This window comes from Mesorhizobium sp. B2-7-1 (genome assembly GCF_006440735.1).
GTDB lineage: Bacteria > Pseudomonadota > Alphaproteobacteria > Rhizobiales > Rhizobiaceae > Mesorhizobium.
In genome coordinates this window covers 18,331-42,196 of record NZ_VFUA01000004.1, presented here as the reverse complement: position 1 = coordinate 42,196, position 23,866 = coordinate 18,331, and the positions used below count along the sequence as shown (strand labels likewise).

Genomic DNA, 23,866 nt, shown 5'->3' with positions numbered 1-23,866 from the left:
CAATGGCAGAGTTTCCGAAAAAGGCGAAGGTCGTCATCGTCGGCCTGGGCGGTATCGTCGGCGCTTCGGTCGCCCATCACCTGATCGAGCGCGGCTGGGACGACATCGTCGGCATCGACAAATCGGGCATCCCCACCGATATCGGCTCGACGGCGCATGCCTCGGACTTTTGCTACACGACCAGCCACGATTTCCTGTCGTGCTGGACGACGCTCTACTCCATCGATTTCTACGAGAAAATGGGCCACTACGCGCGCGTCGGCGGCCTCGAAGTGGCGAGGGTCGGCGACGATGCCCGCATGGACGAGATCAAGCGCAAGATCGCCTCGGCCAAATCCTTCGGCACGCGCGCGCGTCTGATCGAGCCGGCCGAGATCAAGGAAAAATTCCCGCTGATCGAGGAGCATCTGGTGCAGGGCGGCCTGTGGGACCCCGACGCCGGCCTCGTCATCCCACGTTCGCAGACCGTTGCCGGCAAGCTGGTCGACCAGGGTGTCGCCAGTGGCAAGCTGCAGGCATTCGCCAACACTTCGGCCAAGTCGCTGATCGTCGAGAACGGCCGCATCAAGGGCGTGGTGACCGAGCGCGGCACGATCGAGGCCGATTACGTCGTGGTCTGCACTGGCATCTGGGGCCGGCTCACCGCGGCGCTGGTCGGCGAAGACCTGCCGGTCATGCCGATCGACCATCCGCTGACCTTCTTCGGCCCCTACAATGAGTTTGCCGGCACCGGCAAGGAGATCGGCTGGCCGCTGCTGCGCGACCAGGGCAACTCGGCCTATATGCGCGACACCGGCGATCCGAAGACCGCCGAGGGCGGGCAGATCGAATGGGGCTACTACGAGGAAACCAATCCGCGCCTCTGCCACCCGCGCGATCTCCTCGAAAAGGACCAGGCGCGGCTGTCGCCATCGCAGCGCGACCTCGACATGGAGCAGATCATGGCGCCGCTGGAGCGCGCCATGGAGCTGACGCCGATCCTCGGCGAGCTCGGTTACAATGAGGGCCACTCCTTCAACGGGTTGCTGCAGGTGACCACCGATGGCGGCCCGTCCATGGGCGAGAGCCAGAAGGTGAGGGGCCTGTGGTATGCCGTCGCCATCTGGGTCAAGGACGGCCCGGGCATGGGCAAGCTGATCGCCGACTGGATGACCGACGGCCGCACCGAGATCGACCACCACCAGATCGACTATTCACGCTTCTACCCGCATCAGACGCAGGAACAGTTCATCTGGGATCGCTGCACCGAGACGGCGATGAAGGTCTATAATCCGGCGGTCCATCCGCGCGAGCCGTTTTCGAAGGGCCGCAATATCCGCCGCTCGCCCTTCTGGGAACGCGAGAAGGAGCTCGGCGGCTATTTCATGGAGCTGGGCGGCTGGGAGCGCGCGCATGGCTATGCCGCCAACGAGCATCTCCTGGAGAAGTACGGCAACCGCGTGCCGGTGCGCGAGAACGAGTGGGACAACCGCCATTTCTGGCGCGTCTCCAACGCCGAGCACCTGGCGATGAGCGAGGATTGCGGCATCGTCAACCTCTCGCACTTCTCGATGTACGACGTTGAAGGGCCCGACCATGTCGCGCTGCTCGAATGGCTGTGCGCGGCCAAGATCGGCGGCGACAACAACATCGGCAAGGGCATCTACACCCACTTCCTCGACGAGGAAGGCATGGTGCGGGCCGACTTCACCGTCATCCGCATGGCCGACCGCTGCCGTGTGATCGACGGCGCAGATGCCGGCCCGCGCGACTTCCGCTACATGCAGCGCACCGCGCAGGACAAGGGCTTCGATGCCGCCGTCACCGACGTGACCGAGAAGTATGTCACCATCGGCATCTGGGGTCCGAACGCGCGCACGACACTGCAGAAAGTGGTCGAGAATCCGGAAGGCCTTTCAGTCGAGAACTTCCCCTTCGCCGCGATCAAGCCGATCAAGATCGGCGGCAAGGACGTCACCGCCTTCCGCATCTCCTATGTCGGGGAGCAGGGCTGGGAACTGCATATGCGCTACGAGGACGGCCTTGCCGTATGGGACGCGCTGCGCTCGACCGGCGTCATGCCGTTCGGCGTCGAGACCTATGCCAACACGCGCCGCATGGAAAAGAGCCTGCGGCTGCAGAATGCCGACCTTCTGACCGAGTACAATCTGCTCGAGGCCGACCTTGCCCGTCCGAAGGTCAAGGAGAACGACTTCTGCGGCAAGGCCAAGCATGTGGAATACCGCGCCCGCGAGCACCAGCCGGCCATGCTTTGCACGCTGGTGATGACCGAGAACACCGATTCCAAGGGCGTCGCGCGCTATCCGGTCGGCATCATGCCGGTGCAGGATCCCGCGACCGGCGAGACGCTGGTCGACGAGCTCGGCCGGCGTTCCTTCACCACCTCCGTCGCCTATGGACCGACCATCGGCAAGAACATCGCGCTCACTTATCTGCCCTGGGCCTTCGCCCAGGAGGGCCGCAAGCTGCAGGTCGAGTATTTCGGCGAGACCTATCCGGTCGAGGTGGCTGGCGTCGGCTACAAGCCGCTCTACGACCCGGAGAACCTCAAGCCGAGAAGCTGAGGATCGCGGACACAGAAAGATGCAAGGCCTGGCTTCGGTCGGGCTTTTGCTTTGTGCGGGCCGAGATTCTCAGTCTATCTCTTTGTTTTAGCGCAATTCCGGACGGAAAACCGCTCACACTTTTCCTGGAATTGCTCTAGCGTTGCGCAGGGTGGAGTAGGCAGGCTTGGAACGGTTCGGCTGGGACAGCAAGAACGACGCGTTCGTCTTCAGGATGAACGGAGACATTCCCGTTCATGTCAGCTGGACCTTTGCCATTCCAGCCATCTTGCCGTTCCTGCATGAGTGGTCGAGGCGTCCGCAGACCGCGCTGACCCATACCGTCATATTCGCCGTGCTTCTGTTCCTGTCGGTGTTCCTGCATGAACTTGCCCATGTCTGGGCAGCGCGACGGCGCGGCATCGGCACCCAACGGATAGACCTCTACCTCTTCGGCGGAATTGCCTGGTTCAAGCCCGGTATGGCCTCGCCCTATGGCTGGGCGTGGATCGCCTTCGCCGGGCCTTTGCTGAACATCGTCCTGGCGGCGGGCTTTGCCGCTGCCTATTACCTTTTTGCCCGGCCTTTATTGCCTGTCGAGCCGGCTGGTCTTTTCAGTTCGCCGCCTCCCAGACCGGACACGCTTCTTGCCTGGACGTGTTGGTTTGGCGCCTTGGTGAACGCGGTTCTGGCCATCCTCAACCTCCTTCCGGCCTATCCGCTCGATGGCGGGGCGATCGCCAGGCATCTGCTGGCGCCGCGCTTCGGCGCAGATACCGCTGTGCGGATCGTCGGCTTCTGCGGCGTCTTGCTTTCGATCCTGCGTTTCGCGGTCATTGTGCCTGCGGCCACAGCCGGAATCCTGCTGTGGATTCCGCCTTCCTTCAGGCCGAACTGGCGAGCGTTCCGCGCTGCCGGCAATAAGAAGCCCGCTCCGCAGCATCCGGCTTGATGTGCAGGGGGCCAGCGGCTTATGTGGCCGCATCAGAAGCCCGCGAAAGCAACACGCCCCATGCGCATCCTGTCCGACGCCTTCATTCCCGAATTGCCCAATCGCTACAATGGCAAGGTGCGCGAAAACTACGATCTGCCGGACGGCCGCCGCATCATCATCGCCACCGATCGTCTGAGCGCGTTCGACATCATCCTGGCCTCGATCCCGTTCAAGGGAGAGGTGCTCACCCAGACGGCGCGCTACTGGTTCGAGGAAACCGCCGACATCTGCCCCAACCACGTGCTGGAATATCCCGACCCCAATGTCGTCATCGGCACGCGGCTCGACATGCTGCCGGTCGAGATGGTCGTGCGCGGCTATCTGGCTGGAACCACCAGCACCTCGATCCTGACCAAGTACCGGAAGGGCGAGCGGAGCTTCTACGGCCATACCTTTCCAGACGGGCTGCGCGACAACGAAAAGCTGCCGGAAGCGATCATCACGCCGACCAGCAAGGCCGCAAGCGGCGGCCATGACGAGCCGCTGTCGGAGGCGGAAATCATCGAGCAGGGGCTTCTCACGCAGGCGCAGTGGGACACCGTGTCTCGCCATGCGCTGCAGCTGTTCGCCCGCGGCCAGCAGCGCGCCGCCGAACGCGGCTTGATCCTGGCCGACACCAAGTATGAGTTCGGCACCGCGCCGGACGGCACTATCGTGCTTGCGGACGAAATCCACACGCCCGACAGCAGCCGCTACTGGATCGCCTCGACCTACGACCGGGCGTTCGAAAGCGGCGGGAGGCCGCAGAGTTTCGACAAGGATTTTGTCCGCTCCTGGGTGTCGGCGCGATGCGATCCCTACAAGGACCCGATCCCGCAAATTCCCGACGAGATCGTCAATCAGGCCTCGGCGGTCTATATCCAGGCCTATGAGGCGATCACCGGCGCGAAATTCGTGCCCGACCTTTCCGGCGATACCGTGCTGGAGCGCATTCGTTCGAACCTCGCGCGGTATTTTTAGCAAGGTCCGCGCCGGTGGAAATCCGATGCCCCGGATTCCCAGCTTTTGCATGCGGCGATTTTCGCCTAACCTTCCCCCATGTCTGCTTATGCCCGCGCAAGGCATATCCTTTCAGGCAGTGCCGCGTTGGCGCTGGCGCTCTGGCTGACACCGGCAGCATCTCCCGCAGAGCCAGTCGATGTCGAATTGGTGCTGGCGGTCGATGTATCGCTCTCCATGTCGCCGGCGGAACTGGAGATCCAGCGTCATGGCTATGCGGCGGCGCTGACGCATGACAACGTGCTGAAGGCCATCGCCGACGGCGCCTATGGCAAGATCGCCGTCACCTATGTCGAATGGGCAGGCACGACCTGGCAGCGCGTCGTCGTGCCATGGACGGTGATCGCCAATCGCGACGATGCCGAGAAGGTGGTGGCTCAGCTCAACGCCCGCCCGCCGGACAGCGCCCGGCGGACCTCGATCTCCGGCGCGCTGACCTTCGGCAGCGACCTGTTCGCCGAGAGCGGTTTTCAGGGCACGAAGCGCGTCATCGACGTCTCGGGCGACGGGCCCAACAACCAGGGCGCGCCCGTCAACCTCACACGCGACGGGGTGGTCAAACAAGGCATCACCATCAACGGCTTGCCGCTGATGACCCGCGGCAGGTTCAGCGGCGCCTTCGATGTGGAAAATCTCGACCGCTATTACAGCGACTGCGTCATCGGCGGGCCGGGCGCCTTCATGATCCCGGTCAATGACTGGACGCAGTTCCCCGAAGCAATCCGCCGCAAGCTGGTGCTCGAGCTTGCTGGCCCCGCCTCGCCGCAATGGGCGGCGGAAGAGGCCGCGCATCCGCCGGTCGTGCTCGCCGACGACAAGCCGGCCGCCGACTGCCTGGCCGGCGAGAAGATGTGGCGCAATCGCGGCTGGGGCATGCCGTGACGGATCGGAAGCGTCGGACTGGACCAAGGTCGAGTGCGGCTTCTGCTTCATTGACAAGCCTTTTGGCGTCTGTGAGACAATCTGCGCTCCACCACAAAAAAAGGGGAACCACAATGAACAGAACCTCCATCTTCGCGGCGGCGCTGACGGCGGTCGCGGTGCTCAGCGCGCCGGCGATGGCAGCCACCTCGCTCACCATCGGCATCAGCGGCTGGACCGGCTTCGCGCCGCTGACCTTGGCCAAGCAGGCCGGGCTTTTCGAAAAGCACGGGCTGGACGTGACGCTCAAGAAAGTGCCGCAGGCGAGCCGTCCGCTGGCCATCGCCAGCGGCGACCTGCAATGCGCGGCGACCACGGTCGAGACCTGGATGGTGTGGAACGCCAGCGGCGTCACCACCAAGCAGATCTTCCAGCTCGACAAATCCTATGGCGCCGATGGCATCGTCGTGCGCAACGACATCAAGAGCGTCGCCGATCTCAAGGGCAAGAACGTCGCTTCGTCCGCGCCCGGCACGTCGCCTTACTTCCTGCTCGCCTGGGTGCTCAACAAGAACGGCATGTCGACCAAGGACGTCACCGTCGTCAATCTGGAGCCCGACGCGGCGGCGCAAGCCTTCCTCGCCGGCCAGAACGATGCCGCCGTCACTTACGAGCCCTTCATCTCGGCCGTGCGCGACAAGGCCGACCAGGGCCATATCCTGGCGACCACGCTCGACTATCCGATGGTGATGGATACGGTCGGCTGCACACCGGACTTCCTCAAGGCCAATCCCGACGCGGCCAAGGCGCTCGCCGACAGCTATTTCGACGCGCTCGACATGATCAAGAAGGACCCGCAGAAATCCTATGAGATCATGGGCGCCGACGTGAAGCAGTCGGCCAAGGAGTTCGAGGATTCGGCCAAGTACCTGAAATGGGCCGACAAGGCGGAGAACAAGCAGTTCTTCACCAAGGATTTCCAGGACTTTTCCAAGACGGCTGGCGAGCTGCTGCTGCAGATGGGGCTGATCAAGGAAGCGCCCGATGTGTCGACGCTCGCCGACACCAGCGCGGTGGCCAACTGATCGCGCATCACCCGATCGGCGGCACCGCGCCGCCTATCCCTTCTTTCGAGGACAGGGCCTGATGCTGCGTCCCTTGCATCCCGTTGCGCCGGGCACGCGAACCGTGCTCGGCATCGCTTTCTTCGTGCTGTTCGTGGCCTTCTGGGCATGGATCACGCTCGGCGGCCATGTGAACCGGATCTTCCTCGCCGATCCGCTGTCGATGCTGAAGGACGGCTGGCGGCTGCTCGTCGAAGACCGTTTCTGGCTCGATATCCTGATCACCATCTGGCGCGTCTTCGGCGGCTTCGTGCTGGCGTCGATCGTCGCGGTGCCGATCGGTATCGCGATGGGCGCCTGGAAGCCGGTCGAAGCCTTCCTCGAGCCGTTCGTGTCGTTTGCGCGCTACCTGCCGGCATCGGCCTTCATCCCGCTGCTCATCCTGTGGGCCGGCATCGGCGAGCTGGAAAAGCTCCTGGTAATCTTTGTCGGCTCGGTGTTCCAGATCATTCTGATCGTCGCGGTCAAGGTCGGCGGCACGCGCCGCGACCTGGTCGAAGCCGCCTATACGCTGGGGGCCACCGACAACGGCATCGTCAAGCGCGTCATCATGCCGGCCAATGCGCCGGAGATCGCCGAGACGCTGCGGCTGGTGCTCGGCTGGGCCTGGACCTATGTGATCGTCGCCGAGCTGATCGGCTCATCGTCGGGCATCGGCTACATGATCATCAACAGCCAGTCGCGGCTGGCGACAGGGCAGATCATCTTCGGCATCATCGTCATCGGGCTGATCGGGCTTCTGTCCGATTTCGCCTTCAAGGCGCTCAACCGCTGGCTCTATCCATGGAGCCTGGCATGAGCAAGCTGCTGATCGAGGGCGTTTCACGGACCTTTGACGGGGTCAGGGGCGGGCAGCCGGTGCAAGCGCTGCAGCCCGTCGACCTCGCGGTCGCGGCCAATGATTTCATCACTATCCTCGGACCGTCCGGTTGCGGAAAGTCAACGCTGCTCAGGATCGTCGCCGGGCTTGAAGCGCCGAGCACCGGCCGCGTGCTGCTCGACGGCAAGGCGGTCACGAGGCCCGGACCGGACCGCGGCATGGTGTTCCAGTCCTATACGCTGTTTCCCTGGCTGACAGTCGCCGAAAACATCGGCTTCGGCCTGCGCGAGCAAGGCAGGCCAGAGCGCGAGCGCAACGAGATCGTCGCCTCCTATGTCGATCTCGTCGGCCTCAAAGGTTTCGAGAACCATTGGCCGAAGCAGCTGTCGGGCGGCATGCAGCAGCGCACGGCGATCGCGCGCGCCTTGGCCAACGATCCCGCGATCCTCTTGCTCGACGAGCCGTTCGGCGCGCTCGACAACCAGACACGCGGGCTGATGCAGGAATTGCTGCTCGGCATCTGGGAACGGCGCAAGAAAACGGTGCTGTTCGTCACCCACGACATCGAGGAGGCGATCTTCATGGCGTCGCGGGTGATCGTGATGAGCGCCCGGCCCGGCCGCATCAAGTCGGACGTGCCGGTCGACCTGCCGCATCCGCGCCACTATACGCTGAAGACCAGCCCGGAATTCTCGGCGCTCAAGGCGCAGCTCACCGAAGACATCCGCGTCGAGGCGATGCGGACGGCGCAGACGCAATCCGTATAGAGAACCGCGCCTGCCTGTTATGCCGCCAGCAGCTGCTTGCGGTCGACGCGCTCCTGCTGCGGCGAGCGGGCGTAAAGCTCGCGGTAGCATTTGGAGAAATGCGAGGCGGAGACGAAGCCGCAGGCCACCGCCACCTCGACCACCGGCATCGACGACTGGATCAGCAGGTGCCTGGCGCGGTCGAGCCGGATCTCCAGATAGTAGCGGGCGGGCGACCGGCCCATCTCGGTGCGGAACAGGCGTTCGATCTGCCGGCGCGACAGATCGACATGATCGGCGATCTCGATCAGCGACAGCGGCTCGGAAAGATTGGCCTCCATCAGCTCGATGATGGTGAGCACCTTGGAATTCTGCACGCCGAGGCGAGCGCGCAGCGGCAGGCGCTGGCGGTCGGTCGGGCTGCGCACGCGGTCGGTCAGCACTTGCTCGCAGACGCGGTTGACGAGGCTTTCGTCGAAATCGTCGCCGATCAGCTTCAGCATCATGTCGAGCGCTGCGGTGCCGCCGGCGCAGGTGTAGACGTTCTGGTCGACCTCGAAGAGGTCGGCAAAGACATTGGCCTTCGGGAACGCCTCGGAAAAGCCCGGCAGGTTCTCCCAATGGATGGCGCAGCGCTTGTTGGACAACAGGCCCGCTGCGGCCAGGATATGCGCGCCGGTGCACAGGCCGCCGACGGCGACGCCGCGATTATACTCCTCGCGCAGCCAGGCGAAGGCCGATTTGTTGTGGTAGCGCTCGACATTGATGCCGCTGCAGACGATCGCCATGTTCGGCCGATCCGGCCCGGCCATCTTCTTGCGCTCTTCCTCGAGCGAGGTGTTCACGGCGCATTCGACGCCGTTCGAGGCGCGCACCGGCTTGCCGTCGATGCTGGCCAGCCGCCAGCGATAGGCCTCGTAGCCGAGCATCCGGTTGGCGGAGCGCAGCGGATCAAGCGCCGTCGCGAAGGCGATCATGGTGAAATCGGGAATGAGGAAGAATACAAACGATCTCTTGATCGCATGCTTTACGGCATTCACGGGGAAACCTCACGCAGCCATGACGCGAACAGGATGTCGCGAACAGCATAGCGACAACAGGAAAAACCATTCCTGTCAATCGGGTAGGCGGCTAAGTGAAGATTATATTTGCGACATGGGTCGCAAATGGGCAATGCGTGCAACCGCAGCGCGCCGCTGCACGGGCGGCAGGTGTCCGCGCTCAAATGAAAACGCCGCCTCGGCGGAGCCGGGCGGCGTTGAATTCAACTTATTGGGCCGGATTGTCTTAGGCAATGAAGCCGAGACGGGCAGCAGCCACGGCACCGGTCTGGCCGGGCATGGTCTTGGCGAGGCGCTGACGCTCCAGGGCGGTCGTCAGGTTCATTTCGCGGCGGGCAAACAGGCGGGCAAAGAGCTTCATCATCATCTCCATTTGGTTGCTCAGACGGGTCGCCTTCGCTTAAGGAGTGGGGCAGCTCGTTTTTGCTGACGCTCATATAGGCCTGCTTCAGCAAAAACTAAATCGCAAAAACGAAGCGCTTGATATGAAAAGCGACATGATTTGCGACGTTATTGTGCAGGCTGCCTAAAATTTCCTATTATCTACAGTGCTTTAATTTGCAAATTAACCCGCTATGCGAGTGGTTCATATGCGTCATGCAGCGGCCGCATGGCTGGAAAAGTTGTTTGAATGCAAACAAAAAGGCTCAAAACGAACAAAAGGCCTGCCGAGCTGACGCGGCAGGCCTTCAGAACTCCATACACACTTGATTACTTCGCTCCGGCCCAGCTTCCGACGCCGAGGCGCAAGCCGGGCTTGGCATCCGCGGCTTCCGGCCAGCCGATATCCTTCTGCAGTTCGATCGGCAGCGCATGGATGGCGCGTTCGGTCTGGTAGCGGGCGCGGGCCGCGCTGAATTCGGTCGCAAGCCGACCAATGGACGACAGGATAGACATTTCTTTCTCCTCTATGCGGGCAGGGAGGCGCCCGTCATTGCGTTAAGTCAGGTCTGTTTCAGCTTCATTTCGTGTTGATTGCAGGACTGTGTCGGGGTCGTTTGATGGCTGCTTTTGGCAGCATCCCGCATCGATCGAGTTGACTATGCGCCCGGAGTGATGTTCAATCAAACGAAATGGAATGATGGATTGCATCAGAAAAATTGAAGGCAGCCTGCCATGAACGCCCCGCTCAATCATCCTTTGCCGCTGCTTGATCTCGATGTGCTGCGCACTTTCGTGGCGATCGCCGAGACCGGCAGCTTCACCACCGCCGCCAATGCGGTGTTCCGCACGCCGTCGGCCGTCTCCATGCAAATCAAGAAGCTGGAGGACATCCTCGGCCGTTCCGTCTTCGCGCGCGATGCGCGTTCGGTGACGCTGACCACCGATGGCGAGATGCTGCTCGGCTATGCGCGCCGGCTGTTGTCGATCAACCGCGAAGTGGTGTCGAAGTTCATCATCCCCGACATTGTCGGCGTGGTGCGCCTGGGCTCTCCGGACGACTATGGCGAGCGTGTGCTGCCGCATGTGCTGAAGCGTTTCGCGCAGTCGCATCCCTCGATCGCCGTCGACGTCACCATCGACCAGAGCATCAATCTGCGCCGCCGCATGGACGACCGCGCGCTCGACATCACGCTCCTCACCAATTCCTACAAGACCAGTGCGATCGGCGCCGAGGTGCTTTTGACCGAGCCGATCGTATGGGCGGGCGCCAAGGGTGGCTGCGCGCATCTGCGTGAACCTCTGCCGGTGTCGCTGTGGGAAGAAGGCTGCGCCTGGCGGGCAGGAGCGCTTGAAGCGCTAGGGCGCGAGGGACGCAACTACCGTATCGCCTATATGAGCGCCCACACGGCCGGCCAGCGCGCCGCGATCATGGCTGACCTCGCGGTGGCGCCGCTGCCGAAGTCGTTCCTCGGCGACGAGATGGTCTCGCTGGGCGCCAAGGACGGCATGCCCGAGATCGGCACCTACAATCTCGCCATGGTGGTGGCGCCGGACGCCAGCGCGCCGGTGAAGGCCGTCGCCGACCACATCCGGGCGACGTTCGAACTGTTCCGCGAAACCGGCAAGTTCTGAACTATTCGGCCGCCGGCGCGGGCCGGGCCGCGAAGGCAGCCTTTGTCCTGCGCCGCGCGCGAGCCCGTCGCGGTGGCGGAGTTGCAAGAAAGTCGACGATGCTGTCGCGCGCGCGGCGTGCTTCAGGCATCTCGATCAGCGGCCAGACGTGGAACATGCCTTCCTCGTAGACCAGGTCGACCTCGACGCCGGCAGCGCGCGCGCGTTCGGCGAAGATGAGATTATCTGGTGTCAGCATGTCGCGTGAACCAGTCAACAGCAGCGTCTTCGGCAGCACGGATAAGTCGCCGTAAAGCGGGCTGATGTGCCAGTCGTTGCGGTCGAAACCGGCGCTGTAGAGCCGCACCGCTTCCAGCCCACCCGGAATACCCAGCCACGGATCCTGCCGCTCGGCCTCGAAGACTTCAGGATTTGCAAGCGAAACGTCGAGGCCGGGCGAGATCAGTACATGACGCGACGGCGAGGGCAGGCCCTCCTCGGCCGCCATCATGGTCAGCACGACGGCCATGTTGCCGCCGGCGGAATCGCCCATGAAGACGATGTCCTCGGCGTCGGTGTCTTCGAGCATGCGCCGGTAGACGCCGCCGACCATGCCGAACATGTCATGGAAATCATGCTCGGGCGCGATGGGATAGATCGGCACGGTGATGCCGAAACCGAGACGCTCGGCCATCTCGGCGATCAGCCCCCAATGATAGGACGTGATCTGAAAAACATAGGCGCCGCCATGCATGTAAAGGATGCGCCGGCTCTCGCCCGGTTTCGGGGTGATCTCATAGACGGGAAAGCCGTCGATTTCGGTCTCGGTGATGTCCAACCGTGCCTTGAGCAAGGCCGGAGGATGATAGTCCTCGGTCTTGCGGGCGTAGGCGATCCAGCGCTGGAGGTTCTCGGGACTGGAAAACGCCTTCTTGCGGCTGTGCCGCAGAACGAATGAAACGAGATGGCTTTTCAAACTGGGCATGCGGATACACGGATCTCGGCGGAGCCGACTAAGAGAATTCCCCTGCTATCCGAAGATTGTACCTCAGTTAAAAATTTCAAGGTTCGCCGCTGGCACATCGGTGTGATCCGATGGGGCCAGTGTCAACGCCGCTTCGGCAGCAGCGCCGCGCGCAATTGTTATCGTCGGTCGCCGAGGCCGCGTCGCGGCCCCGGCGTTTGCCGAGCAGTTTGCATTTGTCGGCGAGGGTCATCAGCGCGGCGTGCCCAGAAGCAGCGCGTGGAGGGCTGCCTGCGGGTCGCTTGGCGGCGAAGCCGGCCAGCCGATATCCTTCTGGACATGCGCCGGCAGGCTGTTCAGCGCGCGGATCGCCTTGTTCCTGGCGTGAGCCTGCCTGATGGTCACACCGAAGCGGCTGAGGTTATCGTACATCGACATTTTCATCTCCCTTGAAGACCGGCGACGGCCGCGGATTGTCCGCAGCCGCCGTTCGATGTCCGGTTAAATCGCTCACGCATGTATCGGATCGATTTCGCGAAAACAGCGTTTCGGTTTCCGGATCGCGCGAATCCGGAAACATTTGCATACAAACGAATTGCGAGGCTGCTATGCCGGTTTCTATCCCGATAGCCGCCCTCGGCGGTTGACAGAGGCGAGCGGCTGCTTTGTTATTGTGCAATGCGGCGTGGGCATGTGCACCGCAACATGATGCGATACGGGTCAGGGCATCGTGACGAGCATTCATAGTGTTCAATATCTGCGCGGCCTTGCCGCGTGCGCAGTCGTTTGCTTCCACGTCAGCGAACAATTCGGCGGCCCGTTCCACGTGGGAGCAGCCGGCGTCGATGTCTTCTTCGTCATCAGCGGCTTCATCATGTGGGTGACGACCGCCGGCAGGCCGGCCAACCCTTGGCGTTTCATGGGGCGCCGCATCACCCGCATCGTGCCTCTCTACTGGATCGTCACGCTGCTGACCGCTGCGGGCATCCTGCTCAAGCCGCAGTTCTTCTACGGTCATTTCTTCAGTGTCCCGAATTTCGTCGGCTCACTGTTCTTCCTGCCGGTCCTGCAGGAGGGCGCGCTGCATCCCATCGTCATACAGGGTTGGACGCTTTGCTATGAAATGATGTTCTATCTCGTTTTCACACTGGTCCTCTTCATGGGCGAGCGCTGGCGGTTCGGTGTCCTTACCGGTGCGCTTGTCGCCATCGTCGCGCTACATTTCGTCCTTCCCGCGGGATACGCACGGGCCTTCACCGATCCAGTCGTGATCGAGTTCGCGGCCGGCGTCGTCGTGGGACGCTTGTGGCTCCAGGGTGCCAGGCTGCCGCTCGGCGTGGCGCTGGCGATGGCTGGCGCGGGATTCCTTCTGTTTGCGGCCGGCCCGCTGTTCGATGCCGATTTGCCTCGTGCCTTGCGTTGGGGGCCTCCGGCCGCGCTGATCGTGGCAGGCGCGGTCTTTGCCGAGCGGGCACGGCCGTTCAAGCCGGCCGCCTTGCCGAGCTTTCTCGGCGATGCGTCCTATTCGATCTATCTGTGGCACGTCGTGGTCGGCGTCCTGGCGACGGGAGTCGTCCTGAGGACCGGAGTTCCGGCGGCGCTGCAGCCGACGACGATCCTGGTTGCCACGCTCGCGCTCTCGGCGATGCTCTATCTGGTCGTCGAAAAACCATTGATCGGGCTGCTGCACCCGCAACGCCCGAAGGCCGCCATCAAGGCAAGCAATGCCGCGGCCGCAGGGGCCGCGGAATGAACTCGCTGCACGCTTGAACTTGCTTTAAAGCGCGCAGCGATCTTTCAGATTCGCTCCCTGCGCTTTAGGTTTTTGATTTTACGCATGTCCTTATCCGAAACCGGTTCCCACTTTCGGGAGACATGCTTTAGTCGCGGCCGCGCCGTGCCGCGCGCTCCTCGCGGGAGCGCCGGCGCGGGGTGGCATCGCCGGCGGTGCCGTCCTCGCTCATCGCCTTGCGCGGCGGTAGCTTCACCGCGGCCGACAGCTTGGGGAAGGGATCGACCTTGTTCGGCAGCGCCATGGCGTAGACGAAGTGCTCCTGGAACTTCGGCTCGAGCGCGGTCTCGATCTTCTCGATCCTGCTCACCGTTTCCTCGATCTCGCGGCGGTAGCCGCGATTGAGCAGTGCCATGCGGGCGCCAGCGCCGGCGGCATTGCCGACGGCCGAGACCTTGTCGAGGTCGCAATCCGGGATCAGGCCAAGCACCATGGCGTATTTCGGATCGATGAAGGAACCGAAGGCACCGGCGAAATGGATCCGGTCGACATGGTCGGTGAGCTGCTTTTCCATCAACAGCTTGGTGCCGGCATAGAGTGCCGCCTTGGCGAGCTGGATGGCGCGCACGTCGTTCTGGGTGATGGTGATCTTCGGCTCGCCCTCCTTCAGCACGTAGGAGAAGGTGCGGCCGTTGGCGACGACGCGCGGCGAGCGCATGCTGAGCGATCCGTCGACGACGCCGTCTTCGGAAATGATGCCGGCCAGATACATCTCCGCCACCACCTCGATGATGCCGGAGCCGCAGATGCCGGTGACGCCGGTCGCCTGCACGCTGTCGATGAAGCCGGGCTCGTCCGACCACAGTTCCGAACCGATGACGCGGTATTTCGGCTCCAGCGTGTCCGGGTCGATGCGCACGCGCTCGATGGCGCCGGGCGCGGCACGCTGGCCGCCAGAGATTTCGGCGCCCTCGAAGGCGGGACCGGTGGGCGAGGAGGCCGCGACGACGCGCGTCGAGTTGCCGAGCACGATCTCGGCATTGGTGCCGACATCGACGATCAGCATCATCTCGTCCTGGCGGTGCGGGCCTTCCGACAGGGTGACAGCGGCCGCATCGGCGCCGACATGGCCGGCAATGCAGGGCAGCATATAGAGGCGGGCGCCCTGGTTGAGCTTCAAGCCGATGTCGGAGGCCTTGATGCGCACCGCGCCGGAGACGGCAAGGGCGAAGGGCGCGCCGCCGAGCTCGGTCGGATCGATGCCCAGGAACAGATGGTGCATGATCGGATTGCCGACGAAGACGGAATCCAGGATGTCGGCGCGCTGGACGTTGCCTTCGGCGCAGACCTTGTCGACGAGGCCGGAAACCGCCTCGCGCACGGCGACCGTCATGCCTTCGCGGCCGTCGGGGTTCATCATCACATAGGAGACGCGGCTCATCAGATCCTCGCCGAAGCGGATCTGCGGATTGGAGGTGCCGGAAGACGCGGCGACGCGGCCCGACAGCAGCGACACCAGATGCATGGCGATGGTGGTCGAGCCGATGTCGCAAGCGAGGCCGTAAGCCTCGTTCTTGAGGCCGGGCCACAGCGCGATGACGCGCGCGATGTCGCTCTCGGCATCCTTGTGGATGGCGGCGGTGGCAGCCCAATTGCCCTTGCGCAGGATGCCCTGCACCTGCGGCAGCAGATAGAAGTCGAATTCGAGGTTCTTGAGGTCCCAGTCCTTCATCAGGGCGATCTTGAGCCGGTCGAGATCGCCGAGCGGCTTGTGCATGTCGGGCTCTTCGATCTCGACATAGCACATGCGGATCGCCGTATCGCGGGCGATCACCCTGGTGTCGGCGTCCTTGCGGATGGTCTGGGCGTTGATGACCGTGTCCTGCGGCACATCGATGACCAGGTCGCCGAGGATCTGCGCCGAGCAGGAGAGGCGACGCCGTTCAGGCAGGCCGCGCACGCGTTCGTAGCGCTCTTCCTTGGCGCCCTTGGGCGAGATGTGGTCGTTGGACGAGACGATCTTGTGCTTGGCGAAATTGCCTTCCTGCACTTCGATCTGGCAGCGCCCGCAGGTGGCGCGGCCGCCGCACACGCTTTCGACATAGACGCCGAGCTGGCGCGCGGCATCGAGGACCGGCGTGCCGACCGGGAACCGGCCGCGCTTGCCCGACGGCATGAACAGCACGAGCGGATCGGTGATGTGGGGGGGAGGATTCATGCTGGCACGTGTCTCGATGGCAATTGCCGATGCCGTTTAACGGATCGTTTTACTATTGGGCGGAGAGTCCGTTGGTCCAGGGGCCAACCATGTCGGATCTGCTGATCTCCGCCGTCCTCACCGCCTTCACCATGGTGCGCGTGATCAAGGGCTCGTGGCTGCGCAATCCGCAATACCTCGCCACCGGGATTGTCGGCGCGATCGTCGGCGCGCTGGTGCTGCACACGTACTGGCCCGCCTATGACGATGATTTCATCGTCGGCGGCGTGACAGGCATCTTCGGATCGTGGGCGGGAATGGCGCTGTTCGACGCCATACTGGGCATGGCCTGAACGCAAAGCAGAGCTGTCCGGCCGCATCCACGATGCGATCGGACAGGCATTGTTTGCGGTGCGGCTCACGATTGCGCGCTTATCCCCTGGCCATGCGGGCTTCACGACCGCCGCGGCGGCGGCCGCCGGCGGCAGCGCCGTCGCCCGGCGCGGTCACCGCGACTGGAGCGGCAACCGGATGGCCGCCTTCGGCCGGCTTGTAGTCCTTGTAGGTGCGGATCCAGTTGGTGCAGTTCTCGTCGGTGCCGTTCAGCACATTGGCGCCGCGCACGGCTTCCATTTCCTGCGGACGGACCGGGTTCATGATGGCGCTGGTCATGCCGGCGCCGATCACCATCGGGATGAAGGCGGCGTTGATGCCGTGGCGGTGCGGCAGGCCGAAGGAGATGTTGGAAAGGCCGCAAGTGGTGTTGACCTTGAGTTCTTCGCGCAACCGCCGCAGCAGCGCGAACACCTGGCGGCCGGCATCGCCCAGCGCGCCGATCGGCATCACCAGCGGATCGACGACGACGTCATACGCCGGGATGCCGAAGTCGGCGCAGCGCTCGACGATCTTCTTGGCGACGGCGAAGCGGACGTCCGGGTCCATCGAGATGCCGGTCTCGTCGTTGGAGATGGCGACGACCGGGACGTTGTATTTCTTGACCAGCGGCAGGATGGCTTCGAGCTTTTCTTCCTCGCCGGTGACGGAGTTGACCAGCGGCCGGCCCTTGGCGACCTTCAACCCGGCCTCGATAGCGGCGGTGACGGAAGAGTCGATCGACAGCGGCAGATCGACCAGCCCCTGCACGATCTCCAGCGTCTGGACCAGCAGACCCGGCTCCGTCTCATTCGGGTTGACCGAGGTGACGCCGGCATTGACGTCGAGCATGGTGGCGCCGCAGGCGGCCTGCTCCAGCGCGTCCTTGATGACGGTCTCGAAGTTGCCGGCCACCATCTCGGCGGCCAGCTTCTTGCGGCCGGTCGGGTTGATGCGTTCGCCGATCACGCAGAAGGGCTGATCGAAGCCGATGACGATTTCTCGGGTCGCCGAGGCGACGATAGTGCGGGTCATGCGATCTCTCCGTCGGGATATAAAGACTTCTTTATATCGTTATCTGATCTGGTTCAAGCGAATGCGTTCCGACAGCGTCCTTAGACTCCAAGTCAATGTATGTCGTTGTCCCAAAACCGTTCCCACTTTTGGGCGACATATATCAATGCGCGGTCTTCACCATATCCACCTGGGTTTCGGTAATCTCGTCGTGCAGAATGTGGCCGAGCCGCTCGGCGACCAGCTGGTCATCGCGGCGGATCTCGCGCTTCCAGGGCTGGCGGCCTTTCAGCACGCCGGATTCATCGACGATCTCGGCGACATATTCCTCCTGGCGGTAGGCCATCACATGGATGCCGGCGACGCCCGGGATTTCCTTCACCTCGTTGATGATGTCGATGCAGAGCTGCTTGCCTTCCTTCTTCTGATCCTGCGCGCCCTCGAGCCGCTTGATCACCGCGTCGGGGATGTGGATGCCCGGCACGTTGGAGCGGATCCATTTCGCCGTCTTGGCGGAAGCGAGCGGACCGACGCCGCAGAGCAGGAAGAGCTTTTCGGTGTGACCGAGGTCTCGGGCCTTCTGCATGAAGGTTTTGAACATCGGCACGTCGAAGCAGTACTGCGTCTGCGCGAATTGCGCGCCAGCTGCGATCTTCTTGCCGAGATGGATCGGGCGGAAATCGTAGGGTGGCGCGAATGGATTGACCGCGCAGCCGAGGAAGATCTGCGGCGGCGTCGTCAGCTTGCGGCCGGACAGGAACTTGCCGTTGTCGCGCATGATGCGGCAGGTCTCGAGCAGCGACATGGAATCGAGGTCGAACACCGGCTTGGCGCCGGGCTGGTCGCCGGCCTGCACGCCGTCGCCTGTGAGGCACAGCATATTGGCCACACCCATCGCGGCGCCGCCCAGCACGTCACCCTGGATGGCGATCCGGTTCTTGTCGCGGCAGGCGATCTGCATGATCGGCGCATAGCCCATGCGGGTCAGCAGCGCGCAGATGCCGACCGAGGACATGTGGCAGTTGGCGCCCGAAGCATCGACAGCGTTGATAGCGTCGACCCAGCCGTCGAAGATCTTGGCACGGTTGTAGACGTCTTCCGGATCGGCGCTATCGGGCGGGTTGAGCTCGGTCGTCACCGCGAATTCGCCACGGCGCAGCACGCGCTCCAGCCGGCCGCGCGACGTGTGACCGGGCAGGGGATCGAGCGGCAGGTGGATGCCGGCCGGGTTCTCGTCGCGCTGGCGGCCGGTCATGCCGAAGCTCCGGGGTTCTGGGTCGGCTCGCGCGCCGCGGCGGATTGCGCGGTCACCCGCAGCCAGGCCGAGGTTTCGCGCAGCGACTGATCGACCGGCTTCTGCACGGTCAGGATCTTGTCGCCATGCACCATGTTGCGCGAACCTTCCCAGGCCTTGACCCAGACGCAGGGCATGTCCGGCTCGACCTCGCAATTGCCGTTGGCGCGCACGCCGCCGCATGGGCCGTTGCGCAGCTGCTTCGGGCAGTTCATCGGGCACGACATGCCGGTGGAGGAGAGCACGCACTGGCCGCACATGCGGCAGTCGAACATGAAGCCCTTGACGCGCTTCTCGACGAATTTCACCGGCGCTTCGACGCGGCCGTAGCCGATGCCTTTCCACAGAGGGTGCAACAGCAGGAAGGCATCGGCGAACCGGCTGTAGAACCATTCGAGCAGTCGCGAATGGCGGATCGACCACAGGCGCACCGCAAAAGTGCGCTGGACGCGCCGCTGCGGCGACACGTCGGCAGGCTTGTAGTCGGATTTCGGCGCTGCCTTCTTGACCAAAGTGGCCTGGGTGACCGCCGGCTCCTTGTCAGACATTTTCTTTCCCGCCAGCCTTGACCAGAGCGACCAGCCGCTCGCGGTCGTATTTCGCGTCGAGTTCCTGAAAAGCCTTCTCGACCTCGGCCTCGATGTCGTCGCCGACCGGGATCGGGTCGGCCTTGCGCCACTCGGCCAGATAGTCGTCGGTGCCGCCGGCGCCGGTGCGCATGGCGCACATGTCGATCGCCTCGGTGAAGCGCAGCGGCAGTTCGCGCTTGGCGTTCTGCCGGCCCTTCTTGACGATGACCTGGGCGGGGATGTCGCGCCAATAGACGACGATCAGATCGGCCATGAAACTCTTGCTCCTTGATGTTGCGAGCATTGCCGCAAGCGCCATGAGGCCGCTTGTTATGGGACGACGCGCGCGCCTTCAAAAGCGACGCTGTCAACGACGCAAGGCGAATGCCGGAATCCGTTGCCGGCTGATCACCAGACGCGCTTCGTCAGGCCGGTCCACAGATAGAACCAGATCGTCGGGTGATACCACTGCTTGGACGGCAGGCCGGGATCGATGATTTCCAGTCTGCCGGCCAGCGCATTGCCGACCGCGTCGACGCAGATATCGCGCGAAAAGGCTGCTTGCCGCAGAGCGTAGCTGGCGATCGTGTCGCCGGTCTTAGGCTTGCCGCGCGATTGCTTCAGCACGCCGCCGGTGTCGACGCCGGCATCGACCAGGTGAACGGTCGTGCCGAAATTCCCTTGATCGCCGGTGGCCAGCGCCCAGTAGCCGCCATTCATGCCGCGATATTTTGGTGCGATGCCGGCGTGATAGTTGAGCACCGGGCAAGGCATCTTGGCCAGCGTATCCTTCGACAGCAGCCTGCAGCCGGCGAGCAGGACGACACCCGGTTTGATATTCGCGATTTCCTTCAGGCATTCCGGCCCATTGGCCGAGGGCACGTGGATGATCGCCTGGCCTTGCCGCGGTTCGGTGTCGAGCTTCTCCTCGGCGATCAGCCGTTCGGCATGACCGGCCAAGAATCGCTTGCCGAGCCTGGTCAGCACCATGGTGCCGAGCTGGCCGACGGCCGAGACCCAGCCCTGGCGCCGCGCGCGGCCAATCAGCAGGCGCTTTTTGGATTCAGCGGATTCGAGGATGACGCTGACGGGGCCGACGCAATCGGCAAGCGCATTGACGATGGCCCAGATATGCGGGCCACCTTCAGTGACGACCACGACCGGTCGCGTATTCGATTCCAACGCTGCCACGGCAAGCCCCACTCTGAAGACTGGCGCATGCTATGCGGGGCGGGTTAATCCTTGGTGTGCCGAAGGCGTTTCAGCCAGCGTCGAAGGCCGTTCAGCGCCTCAATTCCATGATGTCGAGCTTCGATTCGTAATAGGGCGCGGGGAATTCGATGCGCCATTCGGTGGCGCTGTTGCGGAAGGCGTAGCCGACCTGGTCGCTTTCGGGGCCGCTGCCATAGGGCTTGGCCTTGTCGTCATTGACCGAGAACGAGCCGAGATAGATCGAGCGCTTGTCGCCATCGTCGAAGAAGCGGCCGGTTGTGCGTTGCGAGCCGCTGATCTTCGTAAGCCGCCAGCCGGAGCCGTCGTCGGTCACCTTGCATTTGAACCAGCCATAGATGATCAGCGGGCTGATGCCGCCCGCCTTGATGGTGCGGCACTTCCAGTTGCCGGTGAGGTCCTTGTCGGAGAAGGCGACAAGCGGCTTGGCGAGCAGGTCATCCAGTTGCTTGACCTCTGACGGATTGCCGGCCTTGGCCTCCTCGAGGGCTGCCTTGCGCGTTTCGCCATACTTATCCAGTCGGGCCTTGTCGGCGGCGGTGATCAGCTTCTGCACTTCGCCGTCGGCATGGGCGGGCAAGGTGAGGGCGATGAGGCCGAGGGCGGCAAAAAGCAGGCGAGGCGTCATGAAATGTGTCTCCTCAAATCAATGGCTGGAACAGTTTTTTCTATCACTGGCGCACAACTTACCGGTTCGCGATCGCCTGTCATCCGTGCTTAACAGCGTGAGCTCGAAAAAATGGCGGTTCGATCGATGCGGATCTTGCTCACGGGATCGTCCGGCTGGCTGGGCAGCGCGTTCAAGCCAAGGCTCGAAGCGCTCGGCCATGAGGTCATCGGCCTCGATCCGGTCAGTTCGGCGCTTACGCAGGTCGTCGGCTCGATCGCGGATCGCGATCTGGTGCTCAAGACTGTCCGCGAGTATCGCATCGAAGCCATCATCCACAGCGGCGCGCTGCACAAGCCGAATATCGAGCATTTTGAGAACACGGCCTTCGTCGCGACGAATGTGCAAGGCACGCTCAACCTGCTCGACGCGGCGGTTGCCTGCGGCGTCGAGCGCTTCGTCTTCACCTCGACGACATCGCTGATGATCTCGCAGGCGATCCGCGCCGGTTTCCGAGGCGGCGCGCGCAAGGCCGCCTGGCTGACGGAAGAAATGTCGCCGGAGCCGCGCAATATCTATGGCGTCACGAAACTTTCGGCCGAGCATTTGTGCCGTCTCTATCATATCGAGCATGGGCTGCCCGTCGTCGTGCTGCGCACGGCGCGCTTCTTTCCCGAAGCGGACGATATGGCGCATGCGATCGAGCAGTCCGACGCCAACACCAAGGCCAACGAATTGCTGTTCCGCCGCCTCACGGTTGAGGACGCGGCGGAAGCCCATGTCGCAGCCTTGGAGAAGGCGCCGCAGCTCGGTTTCGACACCTTCATCATCTCGGCGCCGACGCCGTTTCGGCCGGAGGATTGCGCCGAGCTGATCGCCGACGCGCCGTCTGTCGTCGCGCGCTATTTCCCGGATTACCCCCGGCTCTATGTCGGGAAGGGCTGGACGATGTTCTCATCGATCGACCGCGTCTACGATCCGTCGCGGGCGAGGCAGAAGCTGGGCTTCGTCTGCAGAACGAGTTTTGCCGATGTGTTGAGGGCGCTCGAAACGGAGGCGTGAAGCCCTCAGGCGCCGGCTGCCGCCCGCGCCAGTTCGCCGGTCAGGTCGCCATAGCCGGTCGAGCGGCGTTCATACACCAGGCCGAGCATAACAGCGGCTTTCTCGGCGACCTTGTCGAGCGCCGGGTCGTCGGTCTGGGCGAGATAGATCAGCTTCTCGTAGTTGCCGAAATAATCCTTGATCAGTTCGGGATGCCTGTCGAGACCGAGCGGCTTGATGAAGAAGGCGTCGAACTGCCGGCAAAGGAAGTCGGTCATGTAGAACGACATCATGTCGTCATCGGCGACCTTCGCATAGGCATCCATGCCCTGGTAGAAGGCAAAGCAATGCGGTCCGGCCATGCGCTCGACGCCGTGCTTCTCGATGACGCGGTCGAGCAGGCCGCCGGTGCCGCAATCGGCATAGCCGACGAAGATGTGCCGGTAGCCTTCGGCCTTGGCCTTTTCGATCGCCTTGTCCATCGCCGGCGCGATGCGGTCCGGATAGAAGTGGAACTCGGCCGGCAGGCAGGTCAGCTCGAGATGATCGAGCTTTAGCCGTTGCTTGACGGCCAAAACTTCGCGCGCAATCATCCCGCAGGCGATGACGAGCAGCCTGTCTGTGTGATTCGGTTCCGTTTTTTGCGTCTTGACCAAGTCGGGCCGGCTTTCGCTGCGGGGCTTAATATCTGTCGAGGGAGACACCGTCCATGAAACTGCTACGCATCGCGCCGATCGCCATCCTGGCCTGCGCGCTTGCCCTCACGGCCTGCGCCAACACCATCCGGGGCGTCGGCAAGGACGTCAAATCGACGGCGAGGGCGGTCAAAGACACTGTCAACTGATCGGCAGCCTCACCCATCATCTGGGAACAAAAAAGCCGCGCTGCAAGGCGCGGCTTTTCTTGTCGATCCATCCTGATGCCTCGGGTCAGGCGGAAGCGCGAACGTTGTGCTTGCGCTTCATGTAGTCCTTGGCCGTCTCGACCGCGACCGCGGCATCGCGGCAATAGGCGTCGGCGCCGACGGCCTTGCCGAATTCCTCGTTGAGCGGCGCGCCGCCGACCAGCACGACATAATCGTCGCGGATGCCCTTTTCCTTCATCGTGTCGATGACGACCTTCATATAGGGCATGGTGGTGGTGAGCAGCGCCGACATGCCGATGATGTCGGGCTGGTGCTGCTCGATCGCGTCCAGATATTTCTCGACCGCGTTGTTGATGCCGAGGTCGATGACGTCGAAGCCGGCGCCTTCCATCATCATGCCGACAAGGTTCTTGCCGATGTCGTGGATGTCGCCCTTGACGGTGCCGATCACCATCTTGCCCTGCTTCGGCGCGCCGGTGGCGGCAAGCAGCGGACGCAGGATGAACATGCCGGCCTTCATGGCGTTGGCCGACAGCAGCACTTCCGGCACGAACAGGATGCCGTCGCGAAAATCCTCGCCAACGATGCGCATGCCTTCAACCAGCGCCTCGGTCAGCACCTTGTAGGGCGCCCAGCCGCGTTCGAGCAGGATGCGGGTGCCTTCCTCGATCTCTTCCTTCAGCCCGTCATAAAGGTCGTCGTGCATCTGCTGCACGAGCTCGTCGTCGGAAAGCTCGGAAAGGATGATCTCGTCGTCGGACATTTTTTCCTCGGGCTCCTTGCTGCTCGGAATGACCGCCGCAGCCTAAAAATCGATGCGCCAATACCTAACCCGCGA

26 protein-coding genes are annotated in these 23,866 nt (G+C 63.2%); 12 read left to right on the top strand and 14 right to left on the bottom strand.

Going from position 1 to position 23,866, the window contains the following annotated elements:
• Positions 1 to 2 precede the first annotated feature (2 nt).
• From FJ471_RS02885 to FJ471_RS02855, 7 genes are all read left to right on the top strand, one after another.
• The gene (locus tag FJ471_RS02885; RefSeq protein ID WP_140801658.1) at positions 3 to 2,564 is read left to right on the top strand and encodes an FAD-dependent oxidoreductase; all 2,562 of its coding nucleotides are present in this window, start codon (positions 3 to 5) and stop codon (positions 2,562 to 2,564) included.
• Between the two features lie 166 nt (positions 2,565 to 2,730).
• A complete protein-coding gene (locus tag FJ471_RS02880) occupies positions 2,731 to 3,495 on the top strand; it encodes a site-2 protease family protein (protein WP_140801657.1) in 765 nt (254 codons plus the stop codon).
• 60 nt (positions 3,496 to 3,555) lie between these two features.
• The gene (locus FJ471_RS02875) at positions 3,556 to 4,497 is read left to right on the top strand and encodes a phosphoribosylaminoimidazolesuccinocarboxamide synthase (RefSeq protein ID WP_140801656.1); all 942 of its coding nucleotides are present in this window, start codon (positions 3,556 to 3,558) and stop codon (positions 4,495 to 4,497) included.
• 78 nt (positions 4,498 to 4,575) lie between these two features.
• Positions 4,576 to 5,418, top strand: coding sequence for a DUF1194 domain-containing protein (locus tag FJ471_RS02870; protein ID WP_140801655.1), 843 nt, complete (start codon positions 4,576 to 4,578; stop codon positions 5,416 to 5,418).
• Positions 5,419 to 5,531: 113 nt separating this feature from the next.
• Entirely contained in the window at positions 5,532 to 6,482 is a 951-nt protein-coding gene (locus FJ471_RS02865; RefSeq protein WP_140801654.1) for an ABC transporter substrate-binding protein, read from the top strand.
• A gap of 61 nt (positions 6,483 to 6,543) precedes the next feature.
• Positions 6,544 to 7,320 carry an ABC transporter permease gene (locus FJ471_RS02860; protein ID WP_181179122.1) on the top strand — a complete coding sequence of 259 codons (777 nt, stop codon included), beginning with the start codon at positions 6,544 to 6,546 and terminating at the stop codon, positions 7,318 to 7,320.
• Entirely contained in the window at positions 7,317 to 8,108 is a 792-nt protein-coding gene (locus FJ471_RS02855) for an ABC transporter ATP-binding protein (RefSeq protein ID WP_140801653.1), read from the top strand. Before FJ471_RS02860 ends, FJ471_RS02855 begins: the two co-directional genes overlap by 4 nt.
• 17 nt (positions 8,109 to 8,125) lie before the next feature.
• Here FJ471_RS02855 and FJ471_RS02850 read toward each other — a convergent pair whose 3' ends face one another.
• The 3 genes from FJ471_RS02850 to FJ471_RS02840 all read right to left on the bottom strand — a co-directional run bounded on the left by FJ471_RS02850 (position 8,126) and on the right by FJ471_RS02840 (position 10,045).
• Entirely contained in the window at positions 8,126 to 9,064 is a 939-nt protein-coding gene (locus FJ471_RS02850; RefSeq protein WP_254633786.1) for a GlxA family transcriptional regulator, read from the bottom strand.
• A 310-nt stretch (positions 9,065 to 9,374) separates the two neighbouring features.
• The gene (locus FJ471_RS35500) at positions 9,375 to 9,509 is read right to left on the bottom strand and encodes a hypothetical protein (protein ID WP_112099240.1); all 135 of its coding nucleotides are present in this window, start codon (positions 9,507 to 9,509) and stop codon (positions 9,375 to 9,377) included.
• 350 nt (positions 9,510 to 9,859) lie between these two features.
• Positions 9,860 to 10,045: a hypothetical protein gene (locus FJ471_RS02840; RefSeq protein WP_140801651.1), complete on the bottom strand. Its 186-nt coding sequence runs from the start codon at positions 10,043 to 10,045 to the stop codon at positions 9,860 to 9,862.
• 219 nt (positions 10,046 to 10,264) lie between these two features.
• On the opposite strand from FJ471_RS02840, the gene FJ471_RS02835 reads away from it, so the two are divergent.
• Entirely contained in the window at positions 10,265 to 11,164 is a 900-nt protein-coding gene (locus FJ471_RS02835) for a LysR substrate-binding domain-containing protein (protein ID WP_040981895.1), read from the top strand.
• 1 nt (position 11,165) lies between these two features.
• Here FJ471_RS02835 and FJ471_RS02830 read toward each other — a convergent pair whose 3' ends face one another.
• Both FJ471_RS02830 and FJ471_RS34700 read right to left on the bottom strand, forming a co-directional pair.
• Positions 11,166 to 12,128: an alpha/beta hydrolase gene (locus tag FJ471_RS02830; protein WP_140801650.1), complete on the bottom strand. Its 963-nt coding sequence runs from the start codon at positions 12,126 to 12,128 to the stop codon at positions 11,166 to 11,168.
• Between the two features lie 231 nt (positions 12,129 to 12,359).
• Positions 12,360 to 12,545, bottom strand: coding sequence for a hypothetical protein (locus FJ471_RS34700; RefSeq protein WP_095765549.1), 186 nt, complete (start codon positions 12,543 to 12,545; stop codon positions 12,360 to 12,362).
• A gap of 292 nt (positions 12,546 to 12,837) precedes the next feature.
• Between FJ471_RS34700 and FJ471_RS02820 the strand changes: the two genes are divergently transcribed.
• Positions 12,838 to 13,860, top strand: a complete 1,023-nt coding sequence (locus FJ471_RS02820; RefSeq protein WP_224667531.1) for an acyltransferase — start codon at positions 12,838 to 12,840, stop codon at positions 13,858 to 13,860.
• Between the two features lie 127 nt (positions 13,861 to 13,987).
• Here FJ471_RS02820 and FJ471_RS02815 read toward each other — a convergent pair whose 3' ends face one another.
• Positions 13,988 to 16,057: an ASKHA domain-containing protein gene (locus tag FJ471_RS02815; RefSeq protein ID WP_140801649.1), complete on the bottom strand. Its 2,070-nt coding sequence runs from the start codon at positions 16,055 to 16,057 to the stop codon at positions 13,988 to 13,990.
• 89 nt (positions 16,058 to 16,146) lie between these two features.
• Between FJ471_RS02815 and FJ471_RS02810 the strand changes: the two genes are divergently transcribed.
• Positions 16,147 to 16,389 (top strand): hypothetical protein, encoded by a 243-nt coding sequence (locus tag FJ471_RS02810; protein ID WP_224667529.1) that lies wholly within the window; start codon positions 16,147 to 16,149, stop codon positions 16,387 to 16,389.
• A gap of 79 nt (positions 16,390 to 16,468) precedes the next feature.
• On the opposite strand, the gene FJ471_RS02805 is transcribed toward FJ471_RS02810, so the two are convergent.
• From FJ471_RS02805 to FJ471_RS02780, 6 genes are all read right to left on the bottom strand, one after another.
• Positions 16,469 to 17,443, bottom strand: coding sequence for a methyltetrahydrofolate cobalamin methyltransferase (locus FJ471_RS02805; protein ID WP_140801647.1), 975 nt, complete (start codon positions 17,441 to 17,443; stop codon positions 16,469 to 16,471).
• A gap of 142 nt (positions 17,444 to 17,585) precedes the next feature.
• Positions 17,586 to 18,677 carry a methylenetetrahydrofolate reductase gene (locus FJ471_RS02800; protein ID WP_140801646.1) on the bottom strand — a complete coding sequence of 364 codons (1,092 nt, stop codon included), beginning with the start codon at positions 18,675 to 18,677 and terminating at the stop codon, positions 17,586 to 17,588.
• Positions 18,674 to 19,264, bottom strand: a complete 591-nt coding sequence (locus FJ471_RS02795) for a methylenetetrahydrofolate reductase C-terminal domain-containing protein (RefSeq protein WP_140801645.1) — start codon at positions 19,262 to 19,264, stop codon at positions 18,674 to 18,676. The genes FJ471_RS02800 and FJ471_RS02795 overlap by 4 nt, the downstream gene beginning before the upstream one ends.
• Entirely contained in the window at positions 19,257 to 19,559 is a 303-nt protein-coding gene (locus FJ471_RS02790) for a virulence factor (protein WP_112099163.1), read from the bottom strand. The genes FJ471_RS02795 and FJ471_RS02790 overlap by 8 nt, the downstream gene beginning before the upstream one ends.
• 134 nt (positions 19,560 to 19,693) lie before the next feature.
• Positions 19,694 to 20,476, bottom strand: a complete 783-nt coding sequence (locus tag FJ471_RS02785) for a formyl transferase (RefSeq protein WP_140801644.1) — start codon at positions 20,474 to 20,476, stop codon at positions 19,694 to 19,696.
• 91 nt (positions 20,477 to 20,567) lie between these two features.
• Positions 20,568 to 21,143, bottom strand: a complete 576-nt coding sequence (locus FJ471_RS02780) for a DUF4893 domain-containing protein (protein WP_140801643.1) — start codon at positions 21,141 to 21,143, stop codon at positions 20,568 to 20,570.
• A 126-nt stretch (positions 21,144 to 21,269) separates the two neighbouring features.
• Here FJ471_RS02780 and FJ471_RS02775 point away from each other — a divergent pair, with 126 nt between their 5' ends.
• On the top strand, positions 21,270 to 22,184 hold the full coding sequence (locus tag FJ471_RS02775) for an NAD(P)-dependent oxidoreductase (RefSeq protein WP_140801642.1): 915 nt from the start codon (positions 21,270 to 21,272) through the stop codon (positions 22,182 to 22,184).
• A gap of 5 nt (positions 22,185 to 22,189) precedes the next feature.
• Here FJ471_RS02775 and FJ471_RS02770 read toward each other — a convergent pair whose 3' ends face one another.
• Positions 22,190 to 22,819: a DUF1638 domain-containing protein gene (locus FJ471_RS02770; RefSeq protein WP_140801641.1), complete on the bottom strand. Its 630-nt coding sequence runs from the start codon at positions 22,817 to 22,819 to the stop codon at positions 22,190 to 22,192.
• A 53-nt stretch (positions 22,820 to 22,872) separates the two neighbouring features.
• Here FJ471_RS02770 and FJ471_RS02765 point away from each other — a divergent pair, with 53 nt between their 5' ends.
• Positions 22,873 to 23,007, top strand: coding sequence for an entericidin A/B family lipoprotein (locus tag FJ471_RS02765; RefSeq protein ID WP_041003961.1), 135 nt, complete (start codon positions 22,873 to 22,875; stop codon positions 23,005 to 23,007).
• A gap of 85 nt (positions 23,008 to 23,092) precedes the next feature.
• Here FJ471_RS02765 and FJ471_RS02760 read toward each other — a convergent pair whose 3' ends face one another.
• Entirely contained in the window at positions 23,093 to 23,791 is a 699-nt protein-coding gene (locus FJ471_RS02760) for a B12-binding domain-containing protein (protein WP_140495658.1), read from the bottom strand.
• Positions 23,792 to 23,866: the final 75 nt, after the last annotated feature.